General features: G+C 68.3%; 10 protein-coding genes (1 of these 10 running past the window's edge). 8 read left to right on the top strand and 2 right to left on the bottom strand.

What is annotated here, in order from left to right:
• Position 1 precedes the first annotated feature (1 nt).
• Positions 2 to 3,382 (top strand): SbcC/MukB-like Walker B domain-containing protein, encoded by a 3,381-nt coding sequence (locus QP609_RS20680; protein ID WP_032960149.1) that lies wholly within the window; start codon positions 2 to 4, stop codon positions 3,380 to 3,382.
• A 154-nt stretch (positions 3,383 to 3,536) separates the two neighbouring features.
• On the opposite strand, the gene QP609_RS20675 is transcribed toward QP609_RS20680, so the two are convergent.
• Positions 3,537 to 4,316 carry a sulfite exporter TauE/SafE family protein gene (locus QP609_RS20675; protein WP_032960169.1) on the bottom strand — a complete coding sequence of 260 codons (780 nt, stop codon included), beginning with the start codon at positions 4,314 to 4,316 and terminating at the stop codon, positions 3,537 to 3,539.
• A gap of 102 nt (positions 4,317 to 4,418) precedes the next feature.
• Here QP609_RS20675 and QP609_RS20670 point away from each other — a divergent pair, with 102 nt between their 5' ends.
• Positions 4,419 to 4,811 carry a YchJ family protein gene (locus tag QP609_RS20670; protein WP_041863982.1) on the top strand — a complete coding sequence of 131 codons (393 nt, stop codon included), beginning with the start codon at positions 4,419 to 4,421 and terminating at the stop codon, positions 4,809 to 4,811.
• A gap of 3 nt (positions 4,812 to 4,814) precedes the next feature.
• Here QP609_RS20670 and QP609_RS20665 read toward each other — a convergent pair whose 3' ends face one another.
• Positions 4,815 to 6,095 (bottom strand): GGDEF domain-containing protein, encoded by a 1,281-nt coding sequence (locus QP609_RS20665; RefSeq protein ID WP_014648920.1) that lies wholly within the window; start codon positions 6,093 to 6,095, stop codon positions 4,815 to 4,817.
• A gap of 151 nt (positions 6,096 to 6,246) precedes the next feature.
• On the opposite strand from QP609_RS20665, the gene egtB reads away from it, so the two are divergent.
• The 6 genes from egtB to QP609_RS20635 form a co-directional block, all read left to right on the top strand.
• Positions 6,247 to 7,515, top strand: a complete 1,269-nt coding sequence (egtB, locus tag QP609_RS20660) for an ergothioneine biosynthesis protein EgtB (RefSeq protein ID WP_289214021.1) — start codon at positions 6,247 to 6,249, stop codon at positions 7,513 to 7,515.
• Positions 7,512 to 8,486 carry an L-histidine N(alpha)-methyltransferase gene (egtD, locus tag QP609_RS20655; protein ID WP_197621801.1) on the top strand — a complete coding sequence of 325 codons (975 nt, stop codon included), beginning with the start codon at positions 7,512 to 7,514 and terminating at the stop codon, positions 8,484 to 8,486. Before egtB ends, egtD begins: the two co-directional genes overlap by 4 nt.
• Positions 8,487 to 8,570: 84 nt before the next feature.
• Positions 8,571 to 9,818, top strand: coding sequence for a lytic murein transglycosylase (locus QP609_RS20650; protein ID WP_197621802.1), 1,248 nt, complete (start codon positions 8,571 to 8,573; stop codon positions 9,816 to 9,818).
• A 61-nt stretch (positions 9,819 to 9,879) separates the two neighbouring features.
• Positions 9,880 to 10,770, top strand: a complete 891-nt coding sequence (locus tag QP609_RS20645) for a D-hexose-6-phosphate mutarotase (RefSeq protein ID WP_197621803.1) — start codon at positions 9,880 to 9,882, stop codon at positions 10,768 to 10,770.
• A 26-nt stretch (positions 10,771 to 10,796) separates the two neighbouring features.
• The gene (locus QP609_RS20640) at positions 10,797 to 11,567 is read left to right on the top strand and encodes a DUF2628 domain-containing protein (RefSeq protein ID WP_197621804.1); all 771 of its coding nucleotides are present in this window, start codon (positions 10,797 to 10,799) and stop codon (positions 11,565 to 11,567) included.
• A gap of 71 nt (positions 11,568 to 11,638) precedes the next feature.
• A protein-coding gene (locus QP609_RS20635; RefSeq protein ID WP_197621805.1) for a DUF2628 domain-containing protein crosses the window boundary here: on the top strand, positions 11,639 to 11,949 show its 5' portion. The gene runs 235 nt beyond the window's last position; the window shows 311 of its 546 coding nt (coding positions 1–311); its start codon is at positions 11,639 to 11,641; its stop codon lies beyond the right edge, outside the window.

Raw genomic sequence — 11,949 nt, 5'->3', positions numbered from 1 at the left:
CATGGCTATCTCCAAGCACACTCCCGCCCTGTTCAACGAAGGCCTGCCGGACCCGCGCCTGCAGCAGTTCCGCATGCGTCGCCTGCAGGTACACAACTGGGGCACGTTCAACGGACTGACCGAAGTACCGATCGCCGAGCGTGGCTTCCTGTTCGTCGGCCGTTCCGGCTCGGGCAAGTCGACCCTGCTCGATGCCATGTCCGCGCTGCTGACGCCGCCGGCCATCGTCGATTTCAACGCCGCCGCGCGTGAAGCCGAGCGCAGTGGCCGCGACCGCAACCTGGTGTCCTACGTGCGTGGCGCGTGGGCCGACCAGCAGGACAGCGGCACCGGCGAAATCGCCACCCAGTACCTTCGCAAGGGCGCGACCTGGACTGCGCTGGTGCTGGAGTACCGCGCCGGCGATGGCCGCGTGGTCAGCCTGGTGCGCCTGCTGTGGATCTCCGGCAACGGCACCTCTGCCGGTGACGTGCGCAAGCACTACATGATCGCCGAGCGTCCGTTCGACATCGCCAAGGATCTTGGCGGCTTCGACCTGGACCTGCGCAAGCTCAAGCAGAAGCTGTCCGACCTGCACCACTTCGACACCTTCTCCGGCTACGCCGAGCGCTTCCGCGACCTGCTCGGCATCGACAACGAGATGGCGCTGCGCCTGCTGCACAAGACGCAGTCGGCGAAGAACCTGGGCGACCTCAACGTCTTCCTGCGCGACTTCATGCTCGACACGCCGAAGACCTTCGACGCCGCCGAGCGCCTGGTCAGCGACTTCGCCGAACTCGATGGCGCGCACCAGGCCGTGGTCACCGCCCGCCGCCAGGTGGAGACCCTGCTGCCGGCACGCGCCTACTACAACGACCTGAAGGAAATGCACCGCCGGCGCGGCGACGACGAAGCCCTCAAGCTTGGCGTCGACAGCTTCCGTGAAAGCCGCCGCCAGGCGCTGATCGAGGCGCGCCTGCGCGAGATGGACGTGCGTGACCGTGGCCTGCTCGGGGAAGAAGCCCAGCGCCGTGCCGCACTGGACAACCACACCGAGCGCCTGGCCGAACTGGAACTGCAGCGTCGCCAGCAGGGCGGTGAGCGCATCGAGGAACTGGAACGCGAGCAGGGCCGCGCCGAAGCCGAGCGTGACCGCCGCCAAGCCAAGCGCGAGCAGGCAAGCCTGGCCGCGCAGCAGCTCGGGGCTGAACTTCCGGACGACGCACACGGCTTCGCCGAGCTGGTCGAGCGTGCGCAGAACGAACTGCAGGACCGCCAGCGTGCCTCTTCGGCGCTGGACGATGCGATCAGCGATCGCCTGGGTGGCAAGCGCGATGACGAGCGCCGTTTCGGCGAAGTCCGTGCGGAACTCGAAGCGATGCAGCGCACGCCCTCCAACATCCCGGCGCCGATGCAGAAGCTGCGCGCGCGCCTGGCCGAGGAAACCGGCATTGCCGAGGCGGCGCTGCCGTTCGTCGGCGAGCTGATCCAGGTCCGCTCGGAAGAGCAGGGCTGGCAGGGTGCCATCGAGCGTGTGCTGGGTGGCTTCGCGCTGTCGCTGCTGGTCGATGACAAGCACTACAACGACGTCGCCGAGTGGGTGAATCGCACTCACCTGGGCATGCGCTTCACCTACTACCGTGTGCGCCGCAACGATGATGCGTTCGCGCGCGAGCCGTCGGCGAAGTCGCTGCTGCACAAGCTGGAGCTGCGCGAGCACGTATTCGAAAGCTGGCTGCGCCGTGAGCTCGGCAAGCGCTTCGACTACGAGTGCGTGGATGCCAAGCAGCTGCGCAACGTCGACCGCGGCATCACCCGAGAAGGCCAGGTCAAGCATCCCGGCGACCGCTTCGAGAAGGACGACCGCAGTGCGGTGGGCGACCGCCGTCGCTGGATCCTCGGCTTCAACAACCACGACAAGGTGGGCGCCTTCGAGCGCGAAGCCCAGGAACTGGCCAAGCGCATCGCCAGCTGCGAGACCGACATCGCGCGCCTGCGTGGGCAGCGTGACCGCGACAACGAACGTCGCCTGGCCTGCCACGAGCTGGTCAGCATCAGCTGGAACGAGATCGACATCGCCGCCCCGCAGCAGCGCCTGACCGATATCGAGGCCACCCTGCGCGACCTGCGCGAAGGCAATGCCGACCTGGCCAAGCTGGCCAAGCAGATCGACGCCGTGCGCGCCGACATCGAGCAGGCCCGCCGCACCTATGAAGACGTCCGCGTCGAGCGCGGCCAGCTGGTCAAGGAGCGCGATCGCCTCGACCGCGCCCGCCAGCAGAGCCGTGCGCTGGTGCTGCCGAGCCTGGCCCAGGAGCAGGAAGCCGGGCTCGCCGAGCGCCTGCAGGAGCAGGGCCCGCTCAGCCTGGAAACGCTGGAGGCGCACATGCGCCAGGTCAGCAACGCGCTGAACGAGCAGCTGTCGACCTCGCAGCAGGACCTCAACCGCATCGAGAACCAGCTGATCGGTTGCTTCCGTCGCTTCATCCAGCAGTGGCCGGAGGAATCGGGCGACTTCACCGTATCGGTGGCCTCGGCCGAGGATTTCCTTGCCCGCCTCGAGCGCCTGGAGCGCGACGGCCTGCCGCAGCACGAAGAACGCTTCTTCGATCTGCTGCAGAACCAGAGCAAGAACAACCTGCTGGCCCTGCAGCGCCACAGCGCCGAGGCCCGCAAGTCGATCGGCCAGCGCCTGGACGAAGTGAACGCCAGCCTGGAGCAGGTGCCGTTCAACCGTGGCACGCTGCTGACCATCGAACTGAGCGACCGCCGCCTGCCGGAAGTCGGCGAGTTCCACCTGCAGCTGCGCGAGGTGCTGGCGCAGCAGCAGACCGAGCAGCGAGAGCTGGCCGAATCGCAGTTCACCGTGCTGCGCCAGCTGGTCAACCGCCTGGGTTCGCAGGAAGGCGAGGACAAGCGCTGGCGCGAGCTGGTGCTGGACGTACGCATGCACGTGGAGTTCATCGGCGTCGAGCTGGATGCGGAAACGCGCCAGCAGGTCGAGATCTACCGTAGTGGCGCGGGCAAGTCCGGTGGCCAGCGCCAGAAACTGGCCACCACCTGCCTGGCTGCGGCACTGCGCTACCAGCTCGGCGGCGCCGACAGCCAGCTGCCCAGCTACGCCGCCGTCGTGCTCGACGAAGCCTTCGACAAGGCCGACAACGAGTTCACCGCGCTGGCGATGAACATCTTCGACAACTTCGGTTTCCAGATGGTGGTCGCCACCCCGCTGAAGTCGGTGATGACGCTGGAGCCGTTCATCGGTGGCGCCTGCTTCGTCGAGATCAGCGGCCGCCACGACTCCGGCGTGCTGCTGATCGAGTACGACGAAGAAGGCAAGCGCCTGAAGCTGCCCGAGCGCAGCCGCCAGCAGGCCAACGAACCGGAAGAAGCCGAAGCCTGACCCGGTCGATTGAATGGGGATGCCGGCCAGCGGCCGGCATTACCCATGGGCGGGGTTCACGACCCGATCGGATGGGGATGCCGGCCAGCGGCCGGCATTACCCATGGGCAGCGTTCATGACCCGGTAGTGCCGGCCGCTGGCCGGCAACCGCATTCACGCACCGCGGAAGGTATCCCACGCCATCCGCGCGATCAGTACCACCACCAGCCCCACGAACAACTTGCGGATGAACGGCGTGCCGCCCTTCAACGCCAGGCGCGTGCCCACCACCGAGCCGATGATGTTGGCCGCCGCCATCGGCAGCGCGAACAGCCACAGGATGTTGCCGGTCGGTACGAAGAACGAGATTGCCGCCACATTGGTCGCCAGGTTCACCACCTTCGACGCCGCTGACGCACGCAGGAAATCCAGGCCGAAGAAGCGCACGAACAGGAAGATCAGGAAGCTGCCGGTGCCCGGCCCGAAGAAGCCGTCGTAGAAGCCGATCGCCGCACCGATCGCCAGCGCGATCGCCAGTTCGCGGCGGCCGATCTCCTGCGGCCGGTGCAACGCGCCGAAGTCCTTCTTCCACAACGTGTAGGCCAGCATCGCGATCAGCAGCACCAGCACCAGTGGGCGCACCGCGTCCTTGGGCAGCAGGCTCACTGCGGTGGCCCCGGCGAAGGAGAAGATGAAGGCGGTACCGGCCGCGAACAGTACCGGCTTCCACGGGAAGCGCACGTTGCGCGCATAGCGCCAGGCGGCCGCACCGGTACCGAACATCGAACTGAACTTGTTGGTACCGAACAGCATCGCCGGCGTCTGCTGCGGCAGCACCGTGAACAGGCCGGGCAGCTGCACCAGGCCACCGCCACCGACGGCGGCATCCACAAGGCCGGCGATGAAGGCGATCACCACCAGCCACCACAACTCAGGGGGAACCAGTTCCAGCACGGCGATCAATCAAGGAGGGGGCGCGACAGCATACGCCTGTCCTGCTCCGGGCGACTGCGGCCCCGCGTGGATCAATCCCGGCAACCCGGCGACAATGCCGGCATGAGCCGAAAACCTGCCGATCCCTGCCCCTGTGGCCTTCCCGCCGACTATGCCGCCTGCTGTGGCCGTTTCCATGCCGGTGAAGCCGCGCCTGATGCAGAGCACCTGATGCGTTCGCGCTACAGCGCCTATGTGCGTGGCCTGGCTGACTACCTGCGCCAGTCCTGGCATCCGGACACGCGTCCGGCCGAGCTGTCGCTGGACGATGCCCCCGGCCAGCGCACCCATTGGCTGGGCCTGACCGTGCACGAGCACACTGTCACTGGTGCTGACAGCGCCGAAGTCCGCTTCACCGCGCGCTACCGCATCGGCGGCGGCAGCGCGGTGAGGATGACCGAGCACAGCCGCTTCCAACGCATCGACGGCCGCTGGTACTACCTCGACGCGGTCTGAGCACTACGCGCTGTGCGCTGCCAGAACGCGCTGGCCGCCGTGCGCGCGCACCTGGTTGCGGCCCCCGTCCTTGGCCACATACAGGGCCTGGTCGGCGGCCTTGACCACGGCCATCGGCCGCGGATCCACGCGGCTGTCGGCCAGCCCGATGCTCACCGTTACCTGCACCACCTGGCCGCTGCCACCGCGTCCGCGCCGCTGGCGGCCGGCTTCGTCGTCACGGCTGCGGGTGCTGCGGTCGCGAAGCTGCATGCGGGTGTCCTCGACGCTCTGCCGCAATGCTTCCACGGCATCGACACAGGCTGCCGCCGGCCGGTCCAGGAACACCACCGCGAACTCCTCGCCGCCATAGCGGAACGCACGGCCACCGTCGCCCACCCGCGCCAGCCGCGACGCCACCAGGCGCAGCACATCGTCGCCGGTGTCGTGACCATGGGTGTCGTTGAATGACTTGAAGTGGTCAACGTCCACCATCGCGATGCTGTAGGTACCGCGTGCCCGCTGCAGGGTCTCGTTGAACGCCCGTCGCCCCGGCAGGCCGGTCAGCTCATCGCGGAAGGCCATGTGGAAGGATTCCTGCAGCATCGCGCCCAGCATCAGCAGCAGGGCGGCACTGCTCAGCGCCGGCAGCAGCACCGGCTGCAGGAAGATCCGCGGCAGCATCCACCACAGGCACAGCAGGGCCAGCAGCATTGCCGTGTGCAGTGGCCGCGGATGCCGCCACGCCTGCCAGCCCAATGCTGCGGTCGCCAGCAGGAACAGCAGCGCCGGCAACTGCGCCAACGCGTTCCAGTTGGCGGGAATCCAGGCCCAGTGACGGTTCGACAGCAGATCGTGCATCCCCTGCGGCTGCTGTGCCGCCAGCAGCAGGAAGACCAGCAGCGCCGCGCCGCACACTACGCTGCGCAGCAGCAGGTCCTGGCGTCGGCGTCCGCGTTCCGGCCATAGTGCCAGTCCGGCGAACAGCAGCGGCACCCACGCCGAGATCGCGTGGAAGCGCAGCGGGGTCAGGGCGTCGACATGGCCGCTGCGCAGGTAGCCACCGACGTCCCGGTGCAACAGGGCGAATACCACCGCCACCACCAGCAGCAGGCACAACGCGCGCATCTGGTGGTAGAGCAGGGCCAGGCCTGCACCGAGACAGGCCAGCAGCCAGGGCAGGATGCGCTGCGCCGGGCTGGCGACATCCTCGGTGCCCAGCGCCATCCACAGCACCAGGACGACCAGCACGGCGGGCAGCACGAACAGGTAATGCGCAGGCTGGCGGAGCGGATGCAGGGGCACGCGGTAAGTCCAGTGCGGTGACGATGCGGCCGCAACATTGCCGTTAGCGGCGTCCCCACGCGCTTCTTGAATGCGCGTGCCCGCTGTCATGTGAACGTGGTGATGTGGTGCCATGACGTTGCGCTCACCGTCCTGCGCCGATGCTTCCGGCATGGACAGCGTACCCACCGCCGTCGCTGCCCCGCAGCGCGATCTCGCCCGCCGCTTTGCACAGGTGCGGGCGCGCAGCCTGCAGCTGGCCGCGCCGCTCAGTGCCGAGGACGCCATGCTGCAGAGCATGGCCGACGCCAGTCCCAGCAAGTGGCACCTGGCCCATACCACCTGGTTTTTCGAACGCTTCGTGCTGGCCGGTTTCGCCACGCCCGCGCATGACCCGGCCTGGGACTATCTGTTCAACAGCTATTACAAGAGCATCGGCCCGGCGCATGCGCGGCCGCAGCGCGGGCTGCTGTCGCGGCCCTCGCTGCAGCAGGTGCGCGACTACCGGCAACAGATCGACATGCAGGTGCAGTCACGGCTGGCAGCCGGTGACCTCGACGCGCAGGCGCTGCACCACCTGCAGTTGGGTCTGCAGCACGAACAACAGCACCAGGAACTGCTGTTGACCGACATCAAGCATGCGTTCTGGTGCAATCCACTGCAGCCACCGTATCGCGAGGACCTGCGGCCCGTCGCCAGCACCGCCACGGCGCAGGGCTGGATCGAATCGCCCGAACGCATCGTCACCGTCGGTGCCGCGGCATGGCCCCGGCACGCCGCCTTCGCCTACGACAACGAATCGCCGCCACACCGTGTGCTGCTGCCCGCGCATGCCTTGGCCGAACGCCCCGTCAGCAATGCCGAGTACCGCAGCTTCATCGAGGCGGGGGGCTACCGCGAGCCGCGCTGGTGGCTCAGCGAAGGTTGGGCGCTGCGTGAAGCCGAAGGCTGGCAGCATCCCCTGTACTGGGATGATGCCCTGCAGCGCGAGTACACACTGGGTGGTTGGCGCGAGCTGGATCCGCATGCGCCGGTCTGCCACCTCAGTTACTACGAGGCCGATGCCTGCGCCCGCTGGGCCGGTGCGCGCCTGCCCAGCGAGTTCGAGTGGGAAGCGGCCGCCGCGTCGCAGCCCCTGCGCGGTCATTTCGCCGATGACGATCACCTGCACCCGCAGGCAGCCGGGGGCAGTGGGCTGCGGCAGCTGTTCGGTGATGTCTGGGAATGGACCGCCAGCGCCTATGGTGCCTACCCGGGCTTCCGCTCTTTTGACGGCAACCTCGGCGAATACAACGGCAAGTTCATGTGCGGGCAATGGGTGCTGCGCGGCGGCAGCTGTGCCACGCCCCGTGACCATGTGCGCGCCAGCTACCGCAATTTCTTCATGCCGCCGGCGCGCTGGCAGTTCTCCGGACTGCGCCTGGCCAGGGACCTCATATGAGCACGGTGTATGACGCGCTGCAGGCGCTGACCGACCTGACCCCCAGCCGCCAGCAGATCCTGGCCGATGCGCTGGCCGGTCTGTCATGCGCATCGCGGCAGCTGCCTTCCAAGTACTTCTACGATGCCCGCGGCTCGCGTCTGTTTGAACAGATCACCCAGACCCGCGAGTACTACCCCACGCGCACCGAGCTGGCGCTGCTGGCGCGGGTGCTGCCCGATATCGCGCGCGTGGTCGGCCCGCGCCTGCATGTGGTGGAGCTGGGCAGCGGCAGTGGCCGCAAGACCGCGTTGCTGCTGGCCGCGCTGCAGGATCCGGTGGCCTATACGCCGATCGAGATCTCGCGGGCCGCACTGCTGTCCAGCATCGACCACCTGGCGCCGGCGCTGCCCGAGGTCGAGATGCTGCCGGTCTGCGCGGACTTCACCCGCGCCGTCGCCGTGCCCATGCCCGAACGCGAACCCGCGCGACGGCTGCTGTTCTTCCCCGGTTCCACATTGGGCAATTTCGCCGAAGCGGAGGCCGTCGCCCTGCTGCGGGCGATGCGCCAGACGATGGGCCGCGACGGCCTGGCCCTGATCGGCATCGACCTGCACAAGGACACGGCGCTGATCGAAGCGGCCTACAACGATGCGCAGGGCGTCACTGCGGCATTCACCCTCAATCTGCTGGCCCGCCTCAACCGCGAGATCGGAAGCGATTTCGATCTCGATGGATTCCGCCACCGCGCCCGTTACAACACCGCGCGGCTGCGCATCGAAACCGACCTGGTCAGCCAGTGGCCGCAGGACGTCCACCTCGGTGGCCGCACCTTCCACTTTGCTGCCGGTGAACCCATCCGCGTCGAGTACAGCCACAAGTACACCGATGACAGCTTCGACGCGCTGTTGCAGCAGGCGGGCCTGCAGGTCGCACAGCGTTGGGATGCCGAAAGTCCCGCCTATGGCCTGCGCCTGCTGCGCGTTGCCTAGGGGGGACGGCCAGCCGGTGCCCCTTCAGGTTCGGCCGCACTGCTGCCCCTAAGATGGCCGTGCAACGGCAACACGGAGGACGCCATGCCCATTCTGACCACGCTCGGCCTGGCGGCCGTACTCGCGTCGACCCCGACGCTGCCTGCGGCCCCTGCCGCCAGCAACGATCCGGCGTTCAGCCGCTGCCTGGCGGGCCTGCAGGCCACCGCCGCAACCCAGGGCATCGGCGCCGACCGTTTCAACGAGATCACCACCGGGCTCACGCCGGACCCGAGCGTGCTCGGACTGCTGGACGCACAGCCGGAATTCACCACGCCGATCTGGGATTACCTGGCCGCGCTGGTCGACCGCCAGCGCGTCGATGATGGCCGCACCCTGCTGCAGCAACATCGCGATCTGCTCGATCGCGTCTCCGCGCAGTATGGCGTCGACCCGGCCACCATCGTCGCGGTCTGGGGGGTGGAGAGCGACTATGGCCGCGTCTTCGGCAAGCGCCCGCTGCTGCAGTCGCTGGCCACGCTGTCCTGCGCCGGCCGCCGCCAGGCCTTCTTCCGTGGCGAACTGCTGGCGCTGCTCAAGCTGATCGACCGCGGCGACCTGCAGGCCCAGGGGCTCACCGGTTCCTGGGCCGGCGCCTTCGGGCATACGCAGTTCATGCCCAGCACCTACGCACGTATCGCGGTCGATGGTGATGGCGATGGCCGCCGCGATCTGGTCGGCAGCATTCCCGACGCGCTGGCGTCCACCGCCAACTACCTCAAGCGTGCGGGTTGGCGCAGTGGCGAACCGTGGGGCATGGAGGTCCGTGTTCCCCCCGGCTTCAATGCCAGCCAGGCGGGCCGCACCCAACGTCGAGCCCTCGCCGATTGGCGCGTGCAGGGCGTGACCGCGCTGGATGGCAGCGGGCTGGTGCCGCCCAATCTGCCGGCCGACGCGCGCGCCGCCCTGCTGCTGCCGGCCGGCATCAAGGGCCCGGCGCTGCTGGTGTTCCGCAACTACGATGCGATCTACAGCTACAACGCCGCCGAAAGCTATGCACTGGCCATCGCCACGCTGGCCGACCAGCTGCGTGGCGGCACCGGCCTGGCCACCGCCTGGCCGACCGATGATCCCGGCATCGGCCGCGATGAACGCCGCCAGCTGCAGACCCTGCTGCTGGCCCGCGGCCACGACATCGGCAGCGCCGACGGCATGATCGGCACCGCCACGCGCCGCGCGATCCAGGCCGAGCAGCAGCGCCTCGGCTGGGCCAATGCGGATGGGCGCGCCGGCCAGCGCATCCTGCGCGCGTTGCAGCAGGAGGCAGCCGCAGGGACGCCTGCCACCCGCTAGACCTTGCCGATCACAGGCTGGCCGGGACATCATCGCCGCGGTCTTCAAGGAGCGTCATAGCATGCAGTCGAACCCGGACATCAGCACCGGCCTGTACCACGGGCTCGAGGCCTGGCAGATACGCACGCCCAGCGCCACCGCGGTCATCAGCGTGTTCGGCGGACAGCTGCTGTCGTTCATCCCGGAGGGGCAGCCGGACCTGCTGTGGCTGTCGCCAAAACGGGCCGGGCTGCCCACGCCGATCCGGGGTGGCGTTCCAGTGTGCTGGCCGTGGTTCGGTCGCCAGGGCCAAGGTGATGACGTGCCGGCACACGGCCTGGTACGCACCGCGCGCTGGGAGCTGCTGCAGGCCCGCCAGGACGATGACGCTGAACTGGAGCTGCAGCTGGCGCCCCTGTCGATTGCCGAGTGTGGCCTGCGCCTGCAGATGCAGCTGCGCATCGGTCGCCAGCTGCGCCAGCAGTTGACCACCGAGAACACCGGCCCGTCCCCGGTGACCTTCACCCAGGCCCTGCACAGCTACTTCCGGGTGGGCGATGCCCGTCGTGTCGAGGTTGATGGCCTCGATGGCCTGCACTATCTGGACAAGTACGAGGATTACACGCAGCTGCGCCGGCAGCAGGGGCCCTGGTCGCTGCGTGACCCGCGCGATCCGGGGCGCAGCGACCGCATCTATACCGGTGCCGGTGGCCACTACGTGCTTCGCGATCCCGTCCTGCAGCGGCGGATCGAGATCCGCAGCGAAGGCAGCCAGACCCTGGTGGCGTGGAATCCGGGCGCGGAGGCGGCGGCGAAAATGGCCGATGTCGGCGACGGTTGGCACGATTACGTGTGCCTGGAAGTAGCCAATGCCGGGCCGGAGCAGATTGCCCTTGCACCCGGCGCGCGCCACCAGCTGGTGCAGGTACTGGCCAGTGAACCGCTGCAGGCCGTGGCGGGGTGTTCGGAGTAACCATGGGATCGACAGGAATGGATGGCATGCAGGACGCACAGTGGTGGTACGCCAACAGCAAGCAGAGCGAAGGGCCGGTGGACCTGGCCGGGCTGCGCCGTCTGCAGCAGGACGGCACGGTAACCGCCCGTACGCTGATGTGGCGGGAAGGAATGGCATCGTGGCGGCCGCTGGCCGAGCTGGATCCTTCGGTGGCGCCGATGGATCCGACCCCGCCGTCGATTGAACCGGCGCAGGCCGTCAGCGCCAACGGCGCATCGACCGCTGATCCGTCCGACCCCTATCGTGCGCCGGCAGCTTCGCCGGTGGCCGCGACCGCGCCGCAGCTGGAAGGCGACATCGCCTTGTACGCCGCCGTGGTCGGCGGCAACTTCCCGATCTATCGACAGCGCTGGCGGCTCGACCAGGGCATTGCCGACGGCAACGGCACCTGGCACTGGCCGGCGTTCCTGATCGGCGTGATCTGGATGGTGTACCGCAGGATGTACCGGCTGGCGGCGATCTGGGCCGGCGTGCTGGTGTTCTTCAGCATCGCCGAGGCGTTGCTGGGCGTTCCGGAAGGCGTGTCGACGGTCATCACCCTCGTCATCAACATCACCGCCGCGGTGTATGCCAACCGCTGGTACCTGGCGCATTGCCAGCGTGAGATCGCCCGCGCGCGCGCGTTGGTGGGAGATGACGAGGCGCGCCTGCGCAGCGAGCTGGCCAGACGGGGTGACACCAATGCACTGGCGGCGGCGGTGGTGGCCATCGCCGTCGTTGCGGTGATGCTGGTGGGGCAGGCGCTGGCAGGCTGAGGCCGGGAAGGCTTCAGATCCAGCGGTGGCTGCCGCTACCGCTGGATCGTCCTGGGCAAGGAATCGCCGACATGAATCATCTGGATACTCCGCCGGTTTCCCCGGCGGATGACAATCCCTATCTTGCGCCCGCCACAGAGGTGGACGACGCGCCCGCTCCGTCCGACGCGGACTACCTGAACCTCCTCGTCGGCCCCAACGCGGCGCTCTATCGCCAGCGCTGGCACCTGGGCAGCCCGGTGCCGAAGCCGCCGCGACCGTGGCACTGGCCCGCCTTCCTGGTGCCGACGTACTGGCTGCTGCACCGGAAGATGTACCTGGCAGCCATCCTCTTCGAGCTGGTCCTGATCGGCATCGCGCTGCTGGCGGCACGCGCCAACCC

Source organism: Stenotrophomonas sp. 8(2023) (assembly GCF_030345295.1).
Lineage (GTDB): Bacteria > Pseudomonadota > Gammaproteobacteria > Xanthomonadales > Xanthomonadaceae > Stenotrophomonas > Stenotrophomonas muris.
Note: the sequence above shows the minus strand (reverse complement) of the source record. Positions and strands in the feature narration are given on the sequence as shown.

What these genes read in the sequence shown, in the direction of transcription:
- QP609_RS20680 (WP_032960149.1), top strand. Translation starts at nt 2, where the DNA reads ATGGCTATCTCCAAGCACACTCCCGCCCTGTTCAACGAAGGCCTGCCG.
- QP609_RS20670 (WP_041863982.1), top strand. Translation starts at nt 4,419, where the DNA reads ATGAGCCGAAAACCTGCCGATCCCTGCCCCTGTGGCCTTCCCGCCGAC.
- egtB (WP_289214021.1), top strand. Translation starts at nt 6,247, where the DNA reads ATGGACAGCGTACCCACCGCCGTCGCTGCCCCGCAGCGCGATCTCGCC.
- egtD (WP_197621801.1), top strand. Translation starts at nt 7,512, where the DNA reads ATGAGCACGGTGTATGACGCGCTGCAGGCGCTGACCGACCTGACCCCC.
- QP609_RS20650 (WP_197621802.1), top strand. Translation starts at nt 8,571, where the DNA reads ATGCCCATTCTGACCACGCTCGGCCTGGCGGCCGTACTCGCGTCGACC.
- QP609_RS20645 (WP_197621803.1), top strand. Translation starts at nt 9,880, where the DNA reads ATGCAGTCGAACCCGGACATCAGCACCGGCCTGTACCACGGGCTCGAG.
- QP609_RS20640 (WP_197621804.1), top strand. Translation starts at nt 10,797, where the DNA reads ATGCAGGACGCACAGTGGTGGTACGCCAACAGCAAGCAGAGCGAAGGG.